Origin of the sequence: Variovorax sp. J31P179 (genome assembly GCF_030316985.1) — a bacterium.
GTDB classification, from domain to species: Bacteria; Pseudomonadota; Gammaproteobacteria; order Burkholderiales; family Burkholderiaceae_C; genus Variovorax; species Variovorax ginsengisoli_B.
Genome location: NZ_JASZYL010000005.1, coordinates 439777 through 460532 on the forward strand (window position 1 = coordinate 439777; position 20756 = coordinate 460532).

Sequence of the window (20756 nt, forward strand, 5' to 3'; positions counted from 1 at the left end):
TCGGGGGGCAGCGAGGACACGAAGTGCCGAGAGTGGAGGCTCCAATGAGCAGCAGGAAGACCGGCGACGTCATCCTGGACGTGCAGAACATTTCGCTCAGCTTCGGCGGCGTCAAGGCGCTGACCGACATCAGCTTCGATGTCCGCGAGCACGAGGTGCGCGCGATCATCGGCCCCAACGGTGCCGGCAAGAGCTCGATGCTCAACTGCATCAACGGCGTCTACCAGCCGCAGCAGGGCCAGATCACTTTCCGCGGCCAGCACTTCAGGCACATGAACTCGCGCCAGGTGGCCGAGATGGGCGTGGCGCGCACCTTCCAGAACCTGGCGCTGTTCAAGGGCATGAGCGTGCTCGACAACATCATGACCGGGCGCAACCTCAAGATGAAGAGCGGAATCCTGGCGCAGGCGCTGCGCTGGGGGCCGGCCGCGCGCGAGGAGATCGCGCAGCGCGAATTCGTCGAGCGCATCATCGACTTCCTCGAGATCCAGCTGCACCGCAAGACGCCCGTGGGCCGCCTGCCCTACGGCCTGCAGAAGCGGGTCGACCTCGGCCGGGCGCTGGCGATGGAGCCGCAGGTGCTCCTGCTCGACGAGCCGATGGCCGGCATGAACGTGGAAGAGAAGCAGGACATGAGCCGCTTCATCCTCGACGTCAACGAAGAGTTCGGCACCACGATCGTGCTGATCGAGCATGACATGGGCGTGGTGATGGACATCTCGGACCGCGTGGTCGTGCTCGACTACGGCAAGAAGATCGGCGACGGCACGCCCGACGAGGTGCGCAACAACGAGGACGTGATCCGGGCTTACCTGGGGACTGAACACTGATGGGCTTTTTCCTCGAAACCCTGTTCGGCGGCCTGATGGCCGGCATGCTCTACGCGCTGGTCGCGATCGGCTTCGTGCTGATCTTCAAGGCCTCGGGCGTCTTCAACTTCGCGCAGGGCGCGATGGTGCTGTTCGCGGCGCTGACGATGGCGCGCTTCGCCGAATGGATCCCGCGCTGGACCGGCCTCGACAGCATGCTGCTGGTCAACCTGCTGGCGGCTTGCGTGGCGGCCGCGGCGATGGTGGTCGTGGCCTGGCTGGTCGAGCGGCTGGTGCTGCGCCACCTGGTCAACCAGGAAGGCATCACGCTCCTGATGGCGACCTTGGGCATCAGCTACTTCCTCGACGGCGCCGGCCAGCTGCTGTTCGGCAGCAGCACCTACAAGATCGACGTCGGCATGCCGAAGGATCCGATGATCGTGCTCGAGAACGTGTTCCAGGGCGGCCTGCTGCTGAGCAAGGAAGACCTCTACGCCGCGGCGATGGCGGCCCTGCTGGTGGTCGCGCTGTCGCTGTTCTTCCAGAAGACCAAGACCGGCCGGGCGCTGCGCGCGGTGGCCGACGACCACCAGGCGGCGCAATCGATCGGCATTCCGCTGGCCCGCATCTGGGTCATCGTCTGGTCGGTCGGCGGCCTGGTCGCGCTGGTGGCCGGCGTCATCTGGGGCTCCAAGCTGGGCGTGCAGTACTCGATCTCGCTGGTGGCGCTCAAGGCCTTCCCGGTGGTGATCCTCGGCGGCCTGACCTCGGTGCCCGGTGCGATCCTCGGCGGCCTGATCATCGGCGTCGGCGAGAAGCTGTCGGAGATCTACCTCGGGCCGATGGTCGGCGGCGGCATCGAGAACTGGTTCGCCTACGTGCTGGCGCTCGCCTTCCTGCTGGTCCGCCCGCAGGGCTTGTTCGGCGACAAGATCATCGACCGCGTCTAGGGCCTCGACACACCATGTTCTACCGCGAAAACGGCCAGTTCAAGACCAGCTACCAGAGCGACCTGCAGATCTTCCCGATCGCGCAGGACCGCATCGCGCTCGCGCTGTTCGCGCTGGTGGCCTTCGTCGCCGTGCCGATGCTGGCCAGCGACTACCTCTTCCGCGCCGTGCTGGTGCCCTTCCTGATCCTCTCGCTGGCGGCCATCGGGCTCAATGTGCTGGTCGGCTACTGCGGCCAGATCTCGCTCGGCACCGGCGCCTTCATGGCGGTCGGCGCCTATGCGGCCTACAACCTGAACGCGCGCATCGAGGGCATGCCGCTGCTGCTGTCGCTGATCGGCGGCGGATTCTGTGCGATGGTCTTCGGCATCCTGTTCGGCATTCCGAGCCTGCGCATCCGCGGCCTCTACCTGGCGGTGGCGACGCTGGCGGCGCAGTTCTTCACCGACTGGTTCACCAACCGGGTGGCCTGGGTCACGAACGGCTCCTCGTCGGGCTCGGTCAGCGTCTCGGCGCTGCAGTTCTTCGGCCTTGCGCTCGACACCCCGGCGCGCAAGTACCTGCTGTGCCTGTCGCTGCTGGTGCTGCTGGGGCTGGCGGCCAAGAACCTGGTGCGCGGCGCGATCGGCCGCGAATGGATGGCGATGCGCGACATGGACGTGGCGGCCGCGGTGATCGGCATCCGGCCGGTCTACGCCAAGCTCAGCGCCTTCGCCGTCAGCTCCTTCATCGTCGGCGTCGCCGGCGCGCTGTGGGGCTTCGTGCACCTGGGGGCCTGGGAGCCGGCCGCCTTCGGCATCGACAAGTCCTTCCAGCTGCTGTTCATGGTGATCATCGGCGGCCTCGGCTCGATCGTCGGCGCGGTGTTCGGCGCCGCCTTCATCGTGCTGCTGCCGCTGTTCCTGAACCTCGTGCCGCACTGGCTCGGGCTGGCGATCTCGACCGGCACCGCGAGCTTCCTCGAACACATGATCTTCGGCGCGCTGATCGTGTTCTTCCTGATCGTCGAGCCGCACGGCCTCGCCGCCCTGTGGGCCACGGCCCGGCAGAAGCTGCGGCTGTGGCCCTTCCCTCACTGACCCGTCCATTCAACAACAGGAGACACAGCATGAAGTTCCAGTCCATCGCTCTCGCGGCGGCCATCGCAGCGGCCGGGCTTTCGTCCGCGATGCTGCCGGTGCCGGCCCGGGCGCAGGCCGCCGGCGAGCAGTTCATCCCGCTCTTGGTCTACCGCACCGGACAGTTCGCGCCGCTCGGCATCCCATGGGCCGACGGCAAGCAGGACTACCTCAAGCTGGTGAACGCGCGCGACGGCGGCGTCAACGGCGTCAAGCTCGCGTACGAGGAATGCGAGACCGCCTACGACGCCGCCAAGGGCGTCGAATGCTACGACCGCCTGAAGGCCAAGGGCACGGGCGCCTCGGGCTTCGACCCGCAGTCGACCGGCATCACCTTCGCGGTGACCGACAAGGCCTTCAACGACAAGGTCTCGATCGAGACCATGGGCTACGGCCTGTCGCAGTCGGTCGACGGCACGGTGTTCGAATGGAACTTCCCGCTGCTGGGCACCTACTGGACCGCCACCGACGTGATCCTGCAGGACATCGCCAATAAGGAGAAGGGCAGCCTCAAGGGCAAGAAGATCGCGCTGGTCTACCACGACTCGCCCTATGGCAAGGAGCCGATCCTGCTGCTGCAGAAACTGGCGGCGCAGGACGGCTTCGAGCTGGCGCTGTTCCCGGTCACGCCGCCCGGCGTCGAGCAGAAGTCGACGTGGCTGCAGATCCGCCAGCAGAAGCCCGACTACGTGCTGTTCTGGAGCGCCGGCGTGATGACGCCGGCCGGCATCCGCGAGGCCCAGGCCAGCGGCTTCCCGCGCGAGAAGATGTACTCGGTCTGGTGGGCCGGCTCGGACCACGACGTGAAGGACATCGGCGCCGGCGCCAAGGGCTACAACACGGTCACGATCCACAACAGCGCCTCGCGCGACAAGGTGCACGACGACCTGAAGAAGTTCGTCTACGACAAGGGCCAGGGCACGGCCGCCAACGCCGACGAGATCGGCGTCATGGCGCACACCCGCGGCATGATGATCGCGATGCTGCAGGTCGAAGCCATCCGCGCCGCGCAGGAAAAGTACGGCAAGGGCAAGACGCTGACGCCCGAGCAGGTTCGCTGGGGCTACGAGAACCTCGACCTCTCGGCCGACAAGCTCAAGGCGCTGGGCTTCGGCGAGATCATGCGGCCGATCAAGACCTCGTGCAGCAACCACATGGGCACCGACTGGGCGCGCATCGCGCAGTGGGACGGAGCCAAGTGGCAGGTACAGCCCGACTGGTACCAGGCGCGCAAGGCCAACCTCGACCCGCTGGTCGCGGAGTACTCGGCCAAGTACGCGAAAGACAAGAACATCAAGCCGCGCACTTGCAGCTGAGCGGCCCGACGCAGCACGCCATGGTCAACGTATCCGCGCCCGCGCCGGCAGCCCCGCTGCTGGAGGTCAACGGCATCGAGGTCATCTACAACCACGTGATCCTGGTGCTGAAGGGCGTCTCGCTCACGGTGCCGGAGGGCGGCATCGTGGCGCTGCTGGGCGGCAACGGCGCCGGCAAGACGACCACGCTGCGCGCCGTGTCGAACCTGCTGGCGGGCGAGCGCGGCGCGGTGACCAAGGGCACGATCGAGCTGCGCGGCGAGCGCATCGAGGCACTGTCGCCCGCGGCCCTGGTGAAGCGCGGCCTGATCCAGGTGATGGAGGGCCGCCACTGCTTCGCCCACCTGTCGATCGAGGACAACCTGATGACCGGCGCCTACACCCGCACCGACGGCAAGGCCGCGATCGCGCAGACGCTCGAGAAGGTCTACGCCTACTTCCCGCGCCTGAAGACCCGGCGCGGCTCGCAGGCCGCCTACACCTCGGGCGGCGAGCAGCAGATGTGCGCCATCGGCCGGGCGCTGATGGCCAACCCCAACATGGTGCTGCTCGACGAGCCCTCGATGGGGCTGGCGCCGCAGATCGTCGACGAGGTGTTCGGCATCGTGCGCGACCTGAACGCGAAGGAAGGCGTGACCTTCCTGCTGGCGGAACAGAACACCAACATGGCGCTGCGCTATGCCGACTACGGCTACATCCTGGAAAACGGCCGCATCGTGATGGACGGCGAGGCGAAGAGCCTGCGCGAGAACGAGGACGTCAAGGAGTTCTACCTCGGCGTCGGCGGCGCCGACCGCAAGAGCTTCCGCGACGTGAAGAGCTACAAGCGCAGAAAGCGGTGGTTGGCATGACGGATTTCTACGATGCGCTCGAGGTCCGCGACCCGGCCGAGCGCGAGCGCGACCTGCTGGCGGCGCTGCCCAGGCAGGTCCTGCAGGCCCAGTCCGCGACCGCGGCCTTCGGCCACATCCTCGACGGCGTGAGGCCGGCCGAGATCACGAGCCGCGCGGCGCTGGCGAAGCTGCCCGTGACGCGCAAGTCCGAGCTGCTGGCGCTGCAGAAGGCGCGCCGCGCCAGCGACCCCTTCGGCGGCTTCTCGGCGCTGCGCTTCGGGTCCCGCATGCCGCGCGTGTTCGCCAGCCCCGGCACCATCTACGAGCCCGAGGGCGAGGCGAGCGACTACTGGCGCACGGCGCGGGCGCTGTTCGCGGCCGGCTTTCGCGGCGGCGAACTGGTGCACAACTGCTTCAGCTACCACATGACGCCAGCCGGATCGATCATGGACAGCGGCGCCCGCGCGCTCGGCTGCACCGTGTTCGCCGGCGGCACCGGCCAGACCGAGCAGCAAGTCGAGGCCATCGCCGAATTGCGGCCGACGGGCTACATCGGCACGCCGAGCTTCCTCCGGATCCTGATCGAGAAGGCGGCCGAGAAGAACATCGCGCTCGCCTCGCTGACCAAGGCGCTGGTGTCGGGCGAAGCCTTTCCGCCCAGCCTGCGCGACTGGATGGCCGAGCGCGGCGTGGCCGGCATGCAGTGCTACGCCACCGCCGACCTCGGGCTGATCGCCTACGAGACCCCGGCCCGCGAAGGCCTGGTGCTCGACGAGGGCGTGATCGTCGAGATCGTGCGCCCGGGCACCGGCGATCCGGTGCCCGAAGGCGAGGTCGGCGAGGTCGTCGTCACCACCTTCAATCCCGACTATCCGCTGGTCCGCTTCGGCACCGGCGACCTGTCGGCCGTGCTGCCCGGGCACTGTCCCACGGGCCGCACCAACACGCGCATCAGGGGCTGGCTCGGCCGCGCCGACCAGACCACCAAGGTGCGCGGCATGTTCGTGCATCCGAGCCAGGTGGCGGAGATCGCGCGGCGCTTTCCCGAGGTGCAGCGGGCGCGGCTGGTGGTCGAGGGCGAGATGGCCGACGACCGCATGACGCTCCGGCTCGAATGCCCGGAGGCGCCCGCGGGCCTGGCCGAGCGCATCGCCGAGGCGATCCGCGATGTCACCAAGCTGCGCGGCGCGGTGGAGCTGGTGGCGCCAGGCAGTCTGCCCAACGACGGCAAGGTCATCGAGGATGCACGCAGCTATAAATAAGATGGAAGATGGCGGCCGCGAACAGGAGCTTTAGAGATGACCATCCAAGACCTCTACCAACAGAAGCTGCAGCCGGCCGCCGAGGCCGTGCGCCAGGTGCGCGACGGCGACCTGATCATCGTGCCGACCGGGGTCGGCGAGCCGCCCGCGCTGCTCACCGCGCTGTCGGTGCAGCGGCGCGATTTCAGGGACGTGAAGGTGTCGCAGATCCTGGCGATGCGCAAGTACGCCTACATCGACCCCGAGACCACGCAGCACGTGCGCCACGTCGCCCTGTTCTTCGGCGGCGCGACCCGCGCCGGCGGACAAGAGGGCTGGATCGACTTCATCCCCAACTACTTCTCCGAGATCCCGGCACAGATCGAGCGCGGCCAGATCCCGGCCGACGTGGTGTTCAGCATGGCCTCGCCGATGGACGCCCACGGCTACTTCGCGCTCAGCCTGGGGGCCGACTACACGATGGCGGCGGTGGCCCGGGCCCGCGCGGTGGTGCTCGAGGTGAACCCCAACGTGCCCTTCGCCAACGGCAACTGCCACGTGCATGTCTCGCAGGTCGCGGCCCTGGTCGAAAGCAGCGACCCGGTGCTCGAAGTCGGACTGCCGAAGATCGGCCCGGTGCAGCAGGCCATCGGCAAGCATGTCGCCGAGCTGATCGAGGACGGCTCGACCTTGCAGATCGGCTACGGCGGCATTCCCGACGCGGTCGTGATGCAGCTCACGGACAAGCGCGACCTGGGCATCCACACCGAGATGCTCGGCGACGGCATCCTGACCTTGATCGAGGCCGGCGTGGTCACCAACCGGCGCAAGAACTACCTGCCCGGCAAGACGATCGCGACCTTCGCGCTCGGCTCGAACAAGCTGTACCGCTTCATGGACCGCAATCCGGCGGTCGAGATCCACCCCGTCAACTTCACCAACGACCCGGCGCTGGCGGGCCTGAACGACAACCTGGTCGCCATCAACGCCACCCTGCAGATCGACCTGCTGGGCCAGTGCGGCTCGGAGAGCCTGGGCCATGCGCCGTTCTCGGGCACCGGCGGCCAGTCCGACTTCGTGCGCGCCGCCAACCGCTCGCGCGGCGGCAAGGCCTTCATCGTGCTGCCCTCCACCGCCAAGGGCGACACGATCTCGCGCATCGTGCCCTCGCTGTCGCCGGGCACGCATGTCAGCACCAGCAAGAACGACATCAACTACGTGGTCACCGAACACGGCGTGGCCCAGCTGCGCGGCAAGTCGGCCAAGCAACGGGCACAGGAACTGATCGCGATCGCGCACCCGGATTTCCGCGCCGATCTGACCGAGCAGGCGAAGCGCGCGAAGCTGCTCTGAAAAAAGCAGCGCGCCGGATTCCGATCAGCCCTGGGCGGTCCGCCGGTCGCGCGCATCGAGCCCGCGCTCCCAGGCGCGCAGGCCCCGGTTCCAGGCCCGCAGGCGCTCGTCCGGCGCCGTGGCGCCGTGGCCTGACGACGATGCGATGAGCTGGTCGAGCAGGATCTCCTGGTCGGCGCTGAGCTGCTCCGGAAACACCGGCTGCACCGTGACCACCTGGTCGCCGCGCGCACCGCCGCGCCCCGTCGGATAGCCCTCGCCCTGCAGGCGATAGCTCAGCCGGTCGCGGCGCAAGGCCAGGGACCGCAGGCCCGCGAGGGTGGGCAGCTGGACCGTCCGGTTGGCGATCCAGGCGAAGCCGTCGACCGGCATCTCGCAGCGCAGCGTGCCGTCCTCGTCGAGTTCGAAGAAGGGGTGGGCCAGCAGCTCGACGCGAAGCTCCAGGTCGGCCGGCGGCGGATTGGCACGCGCGCGCCGGCCGTCGACGTGCAGCAGGTCGCCGTGACGCACCCCGGGCGGGATGCGGACCTTGACCTGGTAGGCGCGTGACTGGGTCCCGGCGCCCTCGCAGTCCGGACAGCTTCGCTGGGCGATGCCGCCGCCGTGGCAGGCGACGCACTCGCTCATGCCGCCGGGCCAGCCGAAGAAGGAGCGCTTCGCCACCGCGCCCGAGCCGCCGCACTGGGCGCAGTTGCCACCGAGCACCTGGTGGCCAGCCCCGTCGCAGGTGGCGCAGGCGTGCGTCATCTTGCCGCGCAGCGACTTGATGCTGCCGGCCGCCGCCTCCTCGAGCGTGAGCTTGACCTTGCGATGGATCGGCCGGCGCCGGGGTTCGGCGGCGTCTTCAGCAGCGGCAGCGGCCGGAGCGGGCTCGGTTTCGTCGGACGGCGCAGGCGCCGGGCTTGCGGGGAATCCGGCATTGCGGATTTGCTCGAAGGCCTGGTTGATCCGCTGCATCCTGGCGACCGCATCGGCGCTGGTGTTGCGGTCGGGGTGCCACTGCGAGGCCAGGCGGCGCCAGGCCGCCTTGACCTCGCGCTCGGTGGCGTCGGAGCCCAGTCCCAGTTCGGCGAAAGCGTTGTCGGTGCCCATCGGCGCGAATTATCCACGAGCATGCGCGTGGACGGGCATGCTCCTTGCGGCAGCCAGAGCGAAAGAACCAATCCCATTCCAGCCGATGCCCCATTCCTTCTTCCAGCCGCCCCGGGCTTCGCGCCATGCCCTGCGCAATGTGCGCGCCCCCCGCTGCCTGGTGCAGCCCGCTCTGGCGGGCGACACCGACGACGACCTGGTCGCCATCGACCTGCTCATCGACGACGGCCGCATCGCCGCCATCGACCTGGCCGGCCGCATGCCCGCCGAGTGGGGCCCCGACCTCGACGCCTCGATGGTGCTGCCGGGCCTGGTCGACTGCCACACGCACCTCGACAAGGGCCATATCTGGCCGCGCCAGGCCAACCCGACCGGCGACGGCGCGGGTGCCTCGGCGGCCACGATGCGCGACCGGCAGGCGAACTGGAACGCCGAGGACGTGCGGCGGCGGATGGAGTTCGGCCTCGCCACGGCCTATGCCAAGGGCGTGGTGGCGATCAGCACGCACCTCGACTCGCTCGCGCCGCAGGCGTCGATCTCGTTTCCGGTGCTGCGCGAGGTGCGCGAGCGCTGGGCCGGGCGCATCGACCTCCAGGTGTCGTCGATCGCGCCGCTCGACATCTTCCTCACCGACGAGGGCCGCCGGCTGGCCGACATCGTGGCCGAGAGCGGCGGCAAGCTGGGCTGCGTGACCCGATCGGCGGCCTTCCCGAGCGAAACGATGCCGCCCGACCTCGACGAGGCGCTGGTGCGCGTGTTCACGCTGGCCGGCGAGCGCGGGCTCGACCTCGACCTGCACGTCGACGAATCGACCGACCCGCGCGCACGGGCGCTGATCCGGGTCGCCCGCCATGCCGTGGCCCAGGGCTTCAAGGGCCGCATCCTGTGCGGCCACGTCACCTCGCTGGCCCTGCAGACCGACGAATTCATCGAGGAGACCATCGCCGCCTGCCGCGACGCCGGCATCGACATCGTGAGCCTGCCGACCGTCAACATGTACCTGCAGGACCGCAGCCCCGTGGCGCGCACGCCGCGCTGGCGCGGCGTGACCGTGCTCCACGAGATGAAGGCGCGCGGGCTACGCGTGGCGGTGGCCGGCGACAACTGCCGCGATCCGTTCCATGCCTACGGCGACCACGACATGCTCGACACCTTCACCCAGGCGGTGAAGATCCTGCACCTGGACCATCCGCTCGGCGACTGGATCCGCGCCGCGACCGAGACGCCGGCGGCCATCATGGGCATCGACCGCGGCGTGCTGAGGGCCGGCGCGCCCGCCGACCTGCTGGTGCTCAAGGCCCGCAACTATTCGGAGATGCTCTCGCGCACGCAGTTCGACCGCACCGTGCTGCGCGCCGGGCAGGCGATCGACACCACGCTGCCGGACTACCGGCTGCTGGATGACCTCATGAGAGCCTATCCAGCAATGTAGTGCTGGAGTTGCTCGATGATGAAGGTCTGCTCGGACATGATGCCCTTGACCAGGTCGCCAATGGAGATCAGGCCGACCAGCTTGCCATCCTGCATCACCGGCAGGTGGCGGATCCGGCTCTGGGTCATCAGCGCCATGCAGTCCTCGGTGGTCTGGTCCGGCCGCACGTAGATCACGGCTGGCGTCATGACGTCGCGCAGCGGCGTGTCCTTCGACGATCGTGCCAGCAGCACGACCTTGCGCGCGTAGTCGCGCTCGGTGATCATGCCGACGATCTTCTCGCCCTCCATCACGAGCAGCGCGCCGACGTTCTTCTCCGCCATCAGCGCGAGCGCTTCGTACACCGTTGCCGAAGGCCCGATCGAATACACGACCGAATCGCCCTTCGCCTTGAGGATTTCTGCCACAGTTTTCATGCGTTCTATTCTGCGCGGCGCGTGGGCCCTCCACAAGCGCAAGCCATCGGCGGCGACGAAGGGTTTCGGCGCCGTGCGAGTGCCGCTGCTGCGCCGCCGTGGTGCGCGACGCGCGCCGCTGTGTCGACGTCGCGAGCTTTTCCGGCTTCGGGACCGGCGATTTGCACACTTTCGTGTCAATCAACGCGCCAGGTCGTTTTGGTGCGGCCGAAGACTGGATTTGTCGCCCCTGTAACCGATCGACACAACAACACGAGCATTCGCTCGCAGCTTCAGCTTCGCGCAGACGCGCCGCCGATGCCGTCCACCAGCAGCGGCAGCAGTTCCTCGGCCTTGCCGCGCAGCACCGCGGTCGCCGAATGGTCGAGCGCCAGCGGCTCGGCATTGAGGGTGATGAGCTGCCCGCCGTTGGCGAGCGCCAGCTGGGGCAGGTCCGCGGCGGGATAGACGACCGCCGTGCTGCCGACCAGCACGAAGACGTCCGACTCCTCGGCCGCCACCTGGGCGTCGAGCAGCACGCCCTTGTTGAGCATCTCGCCGAACATCACGACGTCCGGGCGCGCCCGCCGGCCGCATCGGATGCAGCGCTGGAACAGCCAGGGCCCGCGCCGGTTGCCGCAGTGGTCGCAGCGCCAGCGCTGCAGGGCGCCGTGGAGTTCGAGCACGTCGACGGCGCCGGCGCGGGTCAGCAGGCCGTCGACGTTCTGCGTCACCAGCCGCGTCGCCGGACGCAGCCGCTGCAGCCGGGCAAGCGCTAGATGGGCCGGGTTGGGCGCGGCCGCCTCGACCACGCGCAGGCGCTCGGCCCAGAATTTGGTGAACCCGGCCGGGTCGCGCGCCAGGTCCTCGGCGTGCGAGAAGCGCAGCGCGGCCTGGTTCATCCACAGGCCGTCGGCATCGCGGTAGGTCGGAATGCCCGACGCCCTGGACAACCCCGCCCCGGAAAAGACCACGATGCGCCGGGCCGCACGCAGCAACTCGACGGCGAGCTCGACAGCGATGCCCTCGCTCATCCGGCCAGGATTCCGTTCACTGGCCGAGCCCCGCCAGGCAGACATACTTGATCTCCAGGAACTCGTCGAGGCCGTATCTGGAACCCTCGCGCCCCAGGCCCGACTGCTTGACGCCGCCGAACGGTGCCTCGGCGGTCGAGATCAGGCCGGTGTTGACGCCGACGATGCCGCATTCGAGCGCCTCGGCGACGCGCATGACGCGGCCGATGTCGCGGCTGTAGAAGTACGAGGCCAGTCCGAACTCGGTGGCGTTGGCCTGCGCGATCGCCTCGTCCTCGGTGTCGAAGGCGAAGATCGGCGCCAGCGGCCCGAAGGTTTCCTCGCGCGCCACCAGCATGTCGGCCGTGGCGCCGCCGATCACGGTCGGCTCGTAGAAGCGCCCGCCCAGCGCGTGGCGCTTGCCGCCGGCCAGCACCCGGCCGCCCTTGGCCAGCGCGTCGGCGACATGCTCCTCGATCTTCGCCACCGCCTTGTCGTCGATCAGCGGCCCCTGCGTGACGCCCGGCTCGGTGCCCTCGCCGACCTTGAGCGCATTCACCTTCGCGACCAACTTCTGCGTGAAGGCCTCGAGCACGCCGCGTTGGACGTAGATGCGGTTGGCGCAGACGCAGGTCTGGCCGGTGTTGCGGTACTTGGAGACCATCGCGCCCTCGACCGCGGCATCGATGTCGGCGTCGTCGAAGACGATGAAGGGCGCGTTGCCGCCGAGTTCGAGCGACAGCTTCTTGATGGTGTCGGCCGACTGCTTCATCAGCGTGCGGCCGACCTCGGTCGAGCCGGTGAAGGTGAGCTTGCGCACGATCGGGCTGCGCGTCATCTCGCCGCCGATCTTCGAGGCCGAGCCGGTCAGCACCGACATCAGCCCCTTGGGCAGGCCCGCGCGATCGGCCAGTTCGGCGAAGGCCAGCGCCGAGAACGGCGTCTGGCTCGCCGGCTTGACCACCATCGCGCAGCCTGCCGCCAGCGCCGGGCCGGCCTTGCGGGTCAGCATGGCGGTCGGGAAGTTCCAGGGCGTGATCGCCGCCGTGACCCCGATCGGCTGCTTGAGCGCCAGGATGCGGCGGTCGGACTGCGGCGCCGGGATCGTGTCGCCGTAGACCCGGCGCGCCTCCTCGGCGAACCACTCGATGAACGACGCCGCATAGGCGATCTCGCCCTTGCTCTCCGCCAGCGGCTTGCCCTGCTCGGTGGTCATGATGAGCGCCAGGTCGTCCTGGTTGGCGAGCATCAGGTCGTTGAGCTTGCGCAGGATGGCCGAGCGCTCCTTGGCCGGCCGCCTGGCCCAGGCGCGCTGGGCGACTTCGGCGGCCGCGATGGCGCGCTCGGTCTCGGCGCTGCCGCACAGGGGCACGCTGCCGATCGGCTGGCCGCTGGCCGGATTGACGACCGGGAGGGTCTCGCGGTCGTCCGCATCGGCCCATTCGCCGGCAATGAAGGCCTGCTGGCGCAGCAGGCTCGGGTCCTTGAGTTTCAGCATGCTCATCACTCCACGGGTCTCGAAATACAGGAAGGCACGATACCCGCGACAGTGTCCCCGCGCCGCCCGCGGGGCCGGCCTTGGGGGAAAACAGCGATGGTCAGCTGCCGGTCAGACTATAAGATTGCTGCCTTTTCTACTCGGAGACCGCATGAAGACACTGCTCGCAATCACCGCGCTGGCCGCCCTCGCGGCAGGCGCGCACGCCCAGGACTTCCCGGGCAGCAAGCCCATCAGCATCGTGGTGCCTTTCGCCGCCGGCGGCCCGACCGACCGGGTCGCGCGCGACCTCGCGGAGGCCCTGCGCAAGCCCCTGGGCGGCGGCAGCATCGTGATCGACAACGTCCCCGGCGCCGGCAGCTCGATCGGCGCCGCCAAGGTGGCGCGCGCCAACCCGGACGGCTACACCCTGCTGCTCAACCACATCGGCATGTCGACGATTCCGACCCTGGTGCGCAACGTGCCGTTCAAGGTCGAGACCGATTTCGAATACCTGGGCATCGTCAACGACGTGCCGATGACCCTGATCGCCAAGCCCCAGATGGCGGCCAACAACTACAAGGAACTGAGCGCCTGGATCGCCGCCAACAAGGGCAAGATCAACCTCGGCAATGCCGGCATCGGCTCGGCCTCGCACCTGTGCGGCCTGCTCTACCAGACCGCCATGAAGACCGAGATGACCCCGGTGCCGTACAAGGGCACCGCACCCGCCATCACCGACCTGATCGGCGGCCAGATCGACTTGCTCTGCGACCAGACCACCAACACCTCGCCGCAGATCGAGGCCAAGAAGGTCAAGGCCTATGCCGTGACCACGTCCCAGCGCCTGACGACGCCGCTGCTGAAGAACCTGCCGACCCTCCAGGAAGAGGGCCTGAAGGGCTTCGAAGTCACGATCTGGCACGGCTTCTACGCGCCCAAGGGCACGCCGCCGGCCATCACCAAGAAGCTCAACGACGCGCTCAAGCTGGCCCTGAAGGACCCCGAGTTCATCAAGAAGCAGGAAGGCCTGGGCGCCGTGGTCGCGACCGACGGCCGCATCGAGCCCGAAGGCCACAAGAAGTTCGTGGCGGCGGAAATCGCCAAGTGGAGCCCGATCATCAAGGCGGCGGGTGTTTACGCGGACTGATTCGCGCAGCTGAAAAAGACAAAGCCGCCGGAGCGAGAGCCCAGCGGCTTTTTTCATGCGCGTGCCGGTGGCGCGGTCGGCGCATGACCCATGCTCCAACGAAGGGACTATTCGGCACGCGGATTTTTCTCGATCCAGCGCCCGCATCCCTGGCACGCCAGTTCGACTGATAAGTTTCATTCCAATAAAAAAGGGATGGCATGGCAACGTCGCACTCGCATCCACCGCAGCGCCTCAGCGGCTTCGACAGTTGGAAGGATGGCATAGACAAGGCGGATGAAAAATGGAATGCGCACGACCTGGAAATCAAGGCGGCCGTGCAGAACTACGAGTTTCATCTCCTTTCGACCACGCCGGGCTTTCCCGGGCTGGACTGGCGCCTTGTGAAAGCGATGCTTTGGGTCGAATCAGGGGCGAGGGACTCCGAGTGGAAGATCAAGCCGATGCAGATTGGAGCGCGCCTCGATCTGGGTCTGCCCGCGCTGCTCGGCAATATCGAGGGCGGATGGCTGATCGTTCCCCCTTCGTATCTGCCAATCAATGAAAGCGCCGTGAAGATCAATCCTCGCGACAACATCAGAGCCGGCATCGGCTACCTGCTGATGAAAATGGCGAACTTCGACATTCAGACTGTCATGGACCGAGACACGCATATCTACGAAGTGACCGTGATGCCGAAAGACAACCTGGACAGGATCGCCAGGGCAAACGGCAGCACGGTCGACGTCCTGGTGAAGCTGAATCCGGCAGCGCACGTCTTGCGAGAAGGACAGGTACTGAAGCTTCGGAAGGCATCGAGGAGGAAGATTGTCACTGGCTGGAAGAGCATCGACCTATGGAATATCGCGCGGTACTACAACGGCGGCGGCGATCCGCTGTATGCGCAGAAATTGAAATACGCATGGGAAACGGTGCGTCGAGGGGCCGCCTTGTGAATTTGAAGATTCCAACCATGTGGCTTTGCCTGCTGGCGACCGCAGGCACTGCTGCAGCGGATGCGTTGCCCTACACGGGCGTCTACGAATCCTGGGGTCGAGTCTGCCGTGGCGCAGCCCGTCTCACCGCCACAACCATCGAGTGGAAATCACCCTTCAGCAACTGCAAGCGAAGTTCCTATGAAGTGATCGACATAGCCTCGAACAATGAACCGCCCCGCATCGCTGTGAGGATCAAAAAGCGCAGCAAGGGTTGCGACTTCGAGGTCATTCAACTTGAAGAGCAACAAATAGGGGATGCCCCGAAGATGTGGGGCATCAATGGCTACCCCTCGCTCGAGGCGTACCAGAAGCGGGAATTGCCCGAGTGGAAATACGCGGTGTCGGATGACCGGATGCGGCTGCACTGCCCGTTGGACCCTCGGGACGCCCCCCGTCATTGACATCGGCTACTTTGGCCGGCTCGCGTATTGCACGCCACGAGACTTTTGCCTGCTCGCCACCGGAGGCACTGCTGCAGCCGATGCATTGCCCTGCACGGGCGCGCCGGGGGGCTGCTCTATGAGGACCTTGGTCCTCAGTTTCTGCCTGCTTGCTGTTGGCACTGCCGCCGCAGCCGACGCCGCACCATGCTTCGGAAAGTACAAGCCCTGGAGCCAAGGCTGCAATGGAGCGGCCTATCTTCGCGCCAAGACGATCGAGTGGCGAACGACCTGGAGCTACTGCAAACCAAGCGCCTATGAAGTGATCGACATAGCCTCGAAGGACGAACCGCCTCACATCGCTGTCAGGATCAAGAAGCGCAGCAAGCGCTGCGGCTTTGACGTCGTCGAGATCGAGCAGCTTCAATACGACATGAAGATGTGGAGTCTGAACGGCTACCCGTCGCTCGAGGCGTACCAGAAGCGGGATTTGCCCGAGTGGAAAAACGCCGTGTCGGATGCCCGGATGCGGCTGACCTGCCCGCTCGACCCGCGGGACGACCCCCGTGTTTGAACAGCGCTACTTCGGTCGAGTCGCGTCGACCGCTTCTTGAAGGGAGGCCTTCATCTTCTCAACATCTCCGGGGTCAGCCCCATGAAGACCGTGGTCATCGGTCTTTGCCTATTTGCTGCGGGCACGGCCGCCGCAGCCGACGCCACGCCCTATTTCGGCAAGTACAAACCTTGGAGCCGAGGCTGTCATGGCGCTGCTTATCTTCGCGCCAAGACGATCGAGTGGCGAACAACCTGGAGCTACTGCAAGCCAAGCGCCTACGAGGTGATCGACATCGCCCCGAGAAATGAGCCACCTCGCATTGCCGTCAGAATCAAGAAACGCAGCAAGAATTGCGACTTTGAAGTTATCGAGTTGCAGGAGCTACAGATCGGCGAAGACCCGAAGATGTGGGACATCACCGGCTACCCGTCACTGGACGCGTACCAGAAGCGGGAACTACCCGAGTGGAAAAACTCCGTGGCGAATGACCGAATGCCGCTGTCCTGTCCACTGGATCCCCTGGGCGACCCCCGTCGTTGAAGACCACTGCTTTGGTCGGCTCGCGCGTTCGAATCATGTGGCTTTGTCTGCACGCCACCGCAGGCGCTGCAGCAGCCGATGCATTGCCCTACACGGGCGTCTACGAATCCTGGGGTCGCGTCTGCCACGGGGCGGCCCGTCTCACGGCCAAGACCATCGATTGGAAATCGCCCTTCAGCGACTGCAGGCGCAGTTCCTACGAAGTGATCGACATCGCCTCGAAGAACGAACCGCCTCACATCGCAGTCAGGATCAAGACGCGCGACAAGCGTTGCGGCTTCGAGGTCATTCAACTCGAAGAGCAGCAAATAGGCGACGCCCCGAAGATGTGGGCATCACCGGCTACCCCTCCCTCGAGGCGTACCAGAAGCGGGAATCGCCCGAGTGGAAATACGCCGTGTCGGATGACCGGATGCCGCTGCACTGCCCGTTGGACCCTCGGGACGACCCTCGTGGTTGAAAAGCGCTACTTCAGCCGGATCGCGTCAGCCGTTCCCTGAATGAAGGCCTTGATCATGTCCACGTCCTCGGGCGTCAGCTTGCCCGTGAAATCAGGCATGCCGCATGTAGCCGAGCTTCGGGAATTTGCCGCCGCAGTCGACGCCCCAGGCCTCCTTCTGCGCGACCGGGTCCCAGGCGACCAGGCTCAGGCGCTGGCGCGAAGGCACAATCGATTCATGAGCGTCCAGGCCCTGCGATCCACCTTCGGTCACAACTGCCATTGGTGCGGCCTGCCCATGGATTTCGCGGAGCCCCGCAGCGACCCCGATTCCGCCACCATCGAGCACCTCAACGACGCCACCCTCGGCGGCGTCCGCAAGCAGCAGCACCGGCGACTCTCGCATGCGATCTGCAACCAGACCCGCAACGAATTCAAGCTCCAGGCCGAACGGCAGTTCCAGCGCTGGATCGAGGCGCGCCGGGCGGCGGCGGCCGGCGGCGACTGAGTCGCCGTTGCCGCCTTCCTCGGCTGTCAACGCTGGGCCGGCAGGCGCCGCGCCTCCGAGCTCGGATGCAGCGGACGCAGGTACTCGTGAAGCGGCAGCGCGGCGGCTCCCACCGCCGGGGTCCATTGGCCGTAGCGCGCGGGCCGCACCACCGGGGCGGGCAGGCCGGCGCTGTCGGCGTAGCGCTGCACGGTCGCGATGGCGCCGCGCAGGAAGTCCGGATGCGCATCGCACGACTTGCCGCCGACCACGATCGCGCGCGGCTCGAAAGTGACCCACAGGTTCTGCAGCAGCACGCCCAGGTAGCCCGCGGCCCTGGCCGGCCCGTCGGCACTGCGGTCGAGCACCCGCGCCCCCAGGAAGACTTCGGCGCAGCCGTTGCGGCCGCACGAGCAGCGCGGCCCGTCGATCTGCAGCACGGTGTGGCCGATCTCGCCGGCCATGCCGCCGGCGCCGGTGAACAGGCGGTCGTTGAGCACCACCCCGGCGCCGACCCCGACGTCGCAGCTCACGAAGATCAGCGGGTCTTCGCCCTCGCCGTCCGAGAACTCGAACTCGCCGAGCACCCCGGCATCGGCGTCGTTCTGCAGCTGCACCGCGATGCCCGCCAGCCCTTCGCGCGCCAACGCCTCGCCGAGCAGCGGCAGGAAGTCGAGGTTGCGCCAGCCAAGGTTGGGCGCGAAGCGCACCATGCCGGTGGCGTCGTCGAGCGCCCCCGGCACGCCGACGCCGATGCCCGACAGCCGCAGGCCGGCGGCGACCAGGTGGGCATGCGCCGCCGCCGCCATCCGCGCCACCTGCGCGCAGGCCACCCGCGGCGCGCGTTCGGCCAGCGGCTGCGAATCGGAATACAGCACCTCGCCCCGGAGCGAGACGCAGACCACCCGCACCGTCTCGACCGCGATCTCGACCCCCAGCAGCGCGCGCACGCCGACGTTGATCGACAGCGGCGTCGACGGCCGCCCCAGTCCGTCGGCGACCGGCGTGCCGGCCTCGTCGAGCCAGCCGTCGTCGAGCAGCTCGCGCACCAGCAGGCTCACGGTCGACTTGGTGAGGCCGCTCTCGGCGGCCAGCCGCGCGCGCGACAGGCCGGGCCGCGCCCGCAGCAGCCGCAGCAGCACGCTGCGGTTGATCCGCTTGACGAGCTGCTGGTCGCCCGTGGTCTTCATCCGGCGTGTTCGGCCTGCGGTTTTCCCTCTGGCCGCTTGCCGGCGATGATCATCCCGAGCACCTCGTCCTCGGTGACGTCGGCGGTGCGGTAGGTGCCGACCAGCCGGCCGTTCTTCATCACCGCGAGACGGTCGCTGAGGCCGAACACGTCGGGCATGTCGTGGGTGATCAGGAAGATGCCCACGCCATCGGCCTTGAGCTGCTTCACCAGCGCGCCGACCATCGCGGTCTCCTCGGGACCGAGCGCCGCGCAGGGCTCGTCCATGATCAGGATGCGGGCGTTGAAGTACAGCGCCCGCGAGATCGCCACCACCTGCCGCTGGCCGCCCGACAGGCGCCGCACCGGCACCCGGATGTTGGTGAAGTTCTTGTTGAGGCGATGGAACACACGGCGCGCCTGGCCTTCCATGAAATGGTCGTCGAGCGTGCGCCAGGGCGTGAGCTTCTCGCGGCCGAGGAACAGGTTGGCGACCGAGTCGAGGTTGTCGGCCAGCGCCAGGGTCTGGTAGATGGTCTCGATGCCCTGGGCCTGGGCTTCGGAGGGCGTGCGGATGTTGACCTTTTCGCCGGCGATCAGCGTGTCGCCGGAGTCGATCGGATAGGCGCCCGCGAGCATCTTCATCAAGGTCGACTTGCCGGCACCGTTGTGGCCCAGCAGCGCGACCACTTCGCCGGGATAGAGGTTGACGCTGACGCCGTCGACCGCCTTCACGCCGCCGAAGGCCTTGCGGATCTCGCGCAGTTCGACCAGGGGTGGGTTGGCGCTCATCTAGTTCTCCCCGAACTTCTTGCGGTACAGCACATCGAACACCACCGCCACGATCAGCACCTGGCCGATGATCACCATCCGCTTGCCGATCGGCACGTCGAGCAGCAGCATGCCGCTGTCGAGCGACTGCATGATCAGCGCCCCGAGCACCGAGCCGAAGATCGAGCCGCTGCCGCCGGCCAGCGCCGTGCCGCCGATCACGGCCGCTGCGATCACGTAGAGCTCCATGCCGGTGCCGAGCGAATTGGTGCCGGCGTTGAGCCGCGCGATCGAGACGATCGCGGCGATCGTCACCAGCACCGCGAGCAGCGCGAACAGCATCAGCGTCACGCGCTTGACCGGGATGCCGACCAGCGCCGCCGCGTCCGGATTGCCGCCCATCGCGAAAACGTAGCGCCCGAAGCGGGTGCGGTGCACGATGAACGACAGCACCACCGCCACCACCGCCCAGATCAGCACCGGGATCGGGATGCCCTGGGCCTCGGTCTTCGACGAAATCTGGTAGTTGTTCATGGTGGCGGCGAAGGCGAACACCACCGCCGCGGGCACTGCGGCCAGCAGCAGGTCCAGCCACAGGGGCTCGACCGGCATCTCGTGGCGCTGCCGGGCGCTGCGCTTCTGCAGCATGCGCGCGAAGATCACGACCGCCACCAGCGCCGCCAGCCCCCAGGACGCCGTGGTGCCGATGCCGCCGTCGTAGCCGCCGCCCAGGCGCTGGAAGAATTCGTCGTTGACCGGCTGCGTCTTGCCGTCGGCCACCAGGAAGGCGGTGCCCCGGAACGACATCAGCCCGCCCAGCGTGACCACGAACGACGGCACGCCGAGCACCGCGGTCAGCCCGCCCTGGTAGAGCGACACCAGCAGCGCCACCGCCAGCCCGGCCAGGCTCGCCGCCGGCCAGGACCAGCCGGCCGAGTACTGCAGGTAGGCGATCAGCACGCCGACGAAGCCCATCACCGAACCCACCGACAGGTCGATGTGGCGGGCCACGATGATCAGCACCATCACGGTCGAGACGATGCCGACCACCGCGGTCTGCTGCGCGATGTTGTAGAGGTTCTCGGGCGACAGGAAGACGCCGCCCGACAGGACGTGGAAGACGATCGCCATCACCACCAGCAGCACGCTCATGAGCAGCAGCCGGAGATCGACGCCGCTGCGGCGCCACAGATTCGGTGAAGAACTCATGATGCGGGCTCCCTGCCAGAAACACCGCGGAACCGGCTTTGCCGGGCCGC

Annotated in this window: 21 protein-coding genes; 14 read left to right on the top strand and 7 right to left on the bottom strand. The window is 67.6% G+C overall.

Annotation, left to right across the window (positions count from 1 at the left end):
* Positions 1-44 precede the first annotated feature (44 nt).
* Genes QTI17_RS15925 through QTI17_RS15955 form a run of 7 tightly spaced genes read left to right on the top strand, consistent with a single transcriptional unit; the run spans position 45 to position 7620 of the window.
* Positions 45-830 (top strand): ABC transporter ATP-binding protein, encoded by a 786-nt coding sequence (locus QTI17_RS15925; protein WP_286534299.1) that lies wholly within the window; start codon positions 45-47, stop codon positions 828-830.
* The gene (locus QTI17_RS15930) at positions 830-1759 is read left to right on the top strand and encodes a branched-chain amino acid ABC transporter permease (RefSeq protein ID WP_286534300.1); all 930 of its coding nucleotides are present in this window, start codon (positions 830-832) and stop codon (positions 1757-1759) included. Before QTI17_RS15925 ends, QTI17_RS15930 begins: the two co-directional genes overlap by 1 nt.
* Positions 1760-1773: 14 nt before the next feature.
* Positions 1774-2838, top strand: a complete 1065-nt coding sequence (locus tag QTI17_RS15935) for a branched-chain amino acid ABC transporter permease (RefSeq protein WP_286522025.1) — start codon at positions 1774-1776, stop codon at positions 2836-2838.
* Between the two features lie 29 nt (positions 2839-2867).
* Positions 2868-4193 carry an ABC transporter substrate-binding protein gene (locus QTI17_RS15940; protein ID WP_286534302.1) on the top strand — a complete coding sequence of 442 codons (1326 nt, stop codon included), beginning with the start codon at positions 2868-2870 and terminating at the stop codon, positions 4191-4193.
* Positions 4194-4213: 20 nt separating this feature from the next.
* On the top strand, positions 4214-5044 hold the full coding sequence (locus tag QTI17_RS15945) for an ABC transporter ATP-binding protein (protein WP_286534303.1): 831 nt from the start codon (positions 4214-4216) through the stop codon (positions 5042-5044).
* Positions 5041-6288, top strand: a complete 1248-nt coding sequence (locus QTI17_RS15950) for a phenylacetate--CoA ligase family protein (RefSeq protein ID WP_286534304.1) — start codon at positions 5041-5043, stop codon at positions 6286-6288. The genes QTI17_RS15945 and QTI17_RS15950 overlap by 4 nt, the downstream gene beginning before the upstream one ends.
* A 36-nt stretch (positions 6289-6324) precedes the next feature.
* Positions 6325-7620 (top strand): acetyl-CoA hydrolase/transferase family protein, encoded by a 1296-nt coding sequence (locus tag QTI17_RS15955; RefSeq protein ID WP_286534305.1) that lies wholly within the window; start codon positions 6325-6327, stop codon positions 7618-7620.
* Between the two features lie 24 nt (positions 7621-7644).
* Here QTI17_RS15955 and QTI17_RS15960 read toward each other — a convergent pair whose 3' ends face one another.
* On the bottom strand, positions 7645-8712 hold the full coding sequence (locus tag QTI17_RS15960; RefSeq protein WP_286534306.1) for a DnaJ C-terminal domain-containing protein: 1068 nt from the start codon (positions 8710-8712) through the stop codon (positions 7645-7647).
* Positions 8713-8797: 85 nt separating this feature from the next.
* On the opposite strand from QTI17_RS15960, the gene QTI17_RS15965 reads away from it, so the two are divergent.
* Positions 8798-10144, top strand: a complete 1347-nt coding sequence (locus QTI17_RS15965; RefSeq protein ID WP_286534307.1) for a cytosine deaminase — start codon at positions 8798-8800, stop codon at positions 10142-10144.
* On the opposite strand, the gene QTI17_RS15970 is transcribed toward QTI17_RS15965, so the two are convergent.
* The 3 genes from QTI17_RS15970 to QTI17_RS15980 all read right to left on the bottom strand — a co-directional run bounded on the left by QTI17_RS15970 (position 10129) and on the right by QTI17_RS15980 (position 13050).
* Positions 10129-10560 carry a CBS domain-containing protein gene (locus tag QTI17_RS15970; RefSeq protein WP_286534308.1) on the bottom strand — a complete coding sequence of 144 codons (432 nt, stop codon included), beginning with the start codon at positions 10558-10560 and terminating at the stop codon, positions 10129-10131. The two genes, QTI17_RS15965 and QTI17_RS15970, sit on opposite strands and share 16 nt — an antisense overlap.
* Before the next feature lie 272 nt (positions 10561-10832).
* Positions 10833-11573 carry an SIR2 family NAD-dependent protein deacylase gene (locus QTI17_RS15975; RefSeq protein WP_286534309.1) on the bottom strand — a complete coding sequence of 247 codons (741 nt, stop codon included), beginning with the start codon at positions 11571-11573 and terminating at the stop codon, positions 10833-10835.
* A 16-nt stretch (positions 11574-11589) separates the two neighbouring features.
* The gene (locus QTI17_RS15980) at positions 11590-13050 is read right to left on the bottom strand and encodes an NAD-dependent succinate-semialdehyde dehydrogenase (protein WP_286534310.1); all 1461 of its coding nucleotides are present in this window, start codon (positions 13048-13050) and stop codon (positions 11590-11592) included.
* 151 nt (positions 13051-13201) lie between these two features.
* Here QTI17_RS15980 and QTI17_RS15985 point away from each other — a divergent pair, with 151 nt between their 5' ends.
* From QTI17_RS15985 to QTI17_RS16010, 6 genes are all read left to right on the top strand, one after another.
* Positions 13202-14179, top strand: coding sequence for a tripartite tricarboxylate transporter substrate-binding protein (locus tag QTI17_RS15985; RefSeq protein ID WP_286534311.1), 978 nt, complete (start codon positions 13202-13204; stop codon positions 14177-14179).
* Between the two features lie 200 nt (positions 14180-14379).
* Positions 14380-15114 carry a LysM peptidoglycan-binding domain-containing protein gene (locus QTI17_RS15990; RefSeq protein ID WP_286534312.1) on the top strand — a complete coding sequence of 245 codons (735 nt, stop codon included), beginning with the start codon at positions 14380-14382 and terminating at the stop codon, positions 15112-15114.
* Positions 15111-15557 carry a hypothetical protein gene (locus QTI17_RS15995; protein ID WP_286534314.1) on the top strand — a complete coding sequence of 149 codons (447 nt, stop codon included), beginning with the start codon at positions 15111-15113 and terminating at the stop codon, positions 15555-15557. The genes QTI17_RS15990 and QTI17_RS15995 overlap by 4 nt, the downstream gene beginning before the upstream one ends.
* A gap of 127 nt (positions 15558-15684) precedes the next feature.
* Complete coding sequence (locus QTI17_RS16000) at positions 15685-16110, top strand: hypothetical protein (RefSeq protein ID WP_286534315.1); 426 nt, start codon at positions 15685-15687, stop codon at positions 16108-16110.
* 81 nt (positions 16111-16191) lie between these two features.
* Complete coding sequence (locus QTI17_RS16005) at positions 16192-16632, top strand: hypothetical protein (RefSeq protein ID WP_286534316.1); 441 nt, start codon at positions 16192-16194, stop codon at positions 16630-16632.
* Positions 16633-17309: 677 nt separating this feature from the next.
* Positions 17310-17579, top strand: a complete 270-nt coding sequence (locus tag QTI17_RS16010) for a hypothetical protein (RefSeq protein WP_286534317.1) — start codon at positions 17310-17312, stop codon at positions 17577-17579.
* A gap of 26 nt (positions 17580-17605) precedes the next feature.
* Here QTI17_RS16010 and QTI17_RS16015 read toward each other — a convergent pair whose 3' ends face one another.
* From QTI17_RS16015 to QTI17_RS16025, 3 genes are read right to left on the bottom strand one after another with little or no spacing between them, the layout of a single operon-like run.
* Positions 17606-18748 (bottom strand): ROK family transcriptional regulator, encoded by a 1143-nt coding sequence (locus QTI17_RS16015; RefSeq protein WP_286534318.1) that lies wholly within the window; start codon positions 18746-18748, stop codon positions 17606-17608.
* Positions 18745-19518, bottom strand: a complete 774-nt coding sequence (locus tag QTI17_RS16020; RefSeq protein ID WP_286534319.1) for an ATP-binding cassette domain-containing protein — start codon at positions 19516-19518, stop codon at positions 18745-18747. The genes QTI17_RS16015 and QTI17_RS16020 overlap by 4 nt, the downstream gene beginning before the upstream one ends.
* Entirely contained in the window at positions 19519-20706 is a 1188-nt protein-coding gene (locus QTI17_RS16025; protein WP_286534320.1) for a sugar ABC transporter permease, read from the bottom strand.
* Positions 20707-20756: the final 50 nt, after the last annotated feature.

Excerpts from the sequence above, each read along its gene's own strand:
- QTI17_RS15970 (WP_286534308.1), bottom strand. The coding sequence starts at position 10,560 with ATGAAAACTGTGGCAGAAATCCTCAAGGCGAAGGGCGATTCGGTCGTG.
- QTI17_RS16025 (WP_286534320.1), bottom strand. The coding sequence starts at position 20,706 with ATGAGTTCTTCACCGAATCTGTGGCGCCGCAGCGGCGTCGATCTCCGG.
- QTI17_RS15930 (WP_286534300.1), top strand. The coding sequence starts at position 830 with ATGGGCTTTTTCCTCGAAACCCTGTTCGGCGGCCTGATGGCCGGCATG.
- QTI17_RS15990 (WP_286534312.1), top strand. The coding sequence starts at position 14,380 with ATGGCAACGTCGCACTCGCATCCACCGCAGCGCCTCAGCGGCTTCGAC.
- QTI17_RS16015 (WP_286534318.1), bottom strand. The coding sequence starts at position 18,748 with ATGAAGACCACGGGCGACCAGCAGCTCGTCAAGCGGATCAACCGCAGC.
- QTI17_RS16020 (WP_286534319.1), bottom strand. The coding sequence starts at position 19,518 with ATGAGCGCCAACCCACCCCTGGTCGAACTGCGCGAGATCCGCAAGGCC.
- QTI17_RS15965 (WP_286534307.1), top strand. The coding sequence starts at position 8,798 with ATGCCCCATTCCTTCTTCCAGCCGCCCCGGGCTTCGCGCCATGCCCTG.
- QTI17_RS15935 (WP_286522025.1), top strand. The coding sequence starts at position 1,774 with ATGTTCTACCGCGAAAACGGCCAGTTCAAGACCAGCTACCAGAGCGAC.
- QTI17_RS15945 (WP_286534303.1), top strand. The coding sequence starts at position 4,214 with ATGGTCAACGTATCCGCGCCCGCGCCGGCAGCCCCGCTGCTGGAGGTC.
- QTI17_RS15950 (WP_286534304.1), top strand. The coding sequence starts at position 5,041 with ATGACGGATTTCTACGATGCGCTCGAGGTCCGCGACCCGGCCGAGCGC.
- QTI17_RS16005 (WP_286534316.1), top strand. The coding sequence starts at position 16,192 with ATGAAGACCGTGGTCATCGGTCTTTGCCTATTTGCTGCGGGCACGGCC.
- QTI17_RS15985 (WP_286534311.1), top strand. The coding sequence starts at position 13,202 with ATGAAGACACTGCTCGCAATCACCGCGCTGGCCGCCCTCGCGGCAGGC.
- QTI17_RS15940 (WP_286534302.1), top strand. The coding sequence starts at position 2,868 with ATGAAGTTCCAGTCCATCGCTCTCGCGGCGGCCATCGCAGCGGCCGGG.
- QTI17_RS15975 (WP_286534309.1), bottom strand. The coding sequence starts at position 11,573 with ATGAGCGAGGGCATCGCTGTCGAGCTCGCCGTCGAGTTGCTGCGTGCG.
- QTI17_RS15960 (WP_286534306.1), bottom strand. The coding sequence starts at position 8,712 with ATGGGCACCGACAACGCTTTCGCCGAACTGGGACTGGGCTCCGACGCC.
- QTI17_RS15925 (WP_286534299.1), top strand. The coding sequence starts at position 45 with ATGAGCAGCAGGAAGACCGGCGACGTCATCCTGGACGTGCAGAACATT.
- QTI17_RS15955 (WP_286534305.1), top strand. The coding sequence starts at position 6,325 with ATGACCATCCAAGACCTCTACCAACAGAAGCTGCAGCCGGCCGCCGAG.
- QTI17_RS16010 (WP_286534317.1), top strand. The coding sequence starts at position 17,310 with ATGAGCGTCCAGGCCCTGCGATCCACCTTCGGTCACAACTGCCATTGG.
- QTI17_RS15980 (WP_286534310.1), bottom strand. The coding sequence starts at position 13,050 with ATGCTGAAACTCAAGGACCCGAGCCTGCTGCGCCAGCAGGCCTTCATT.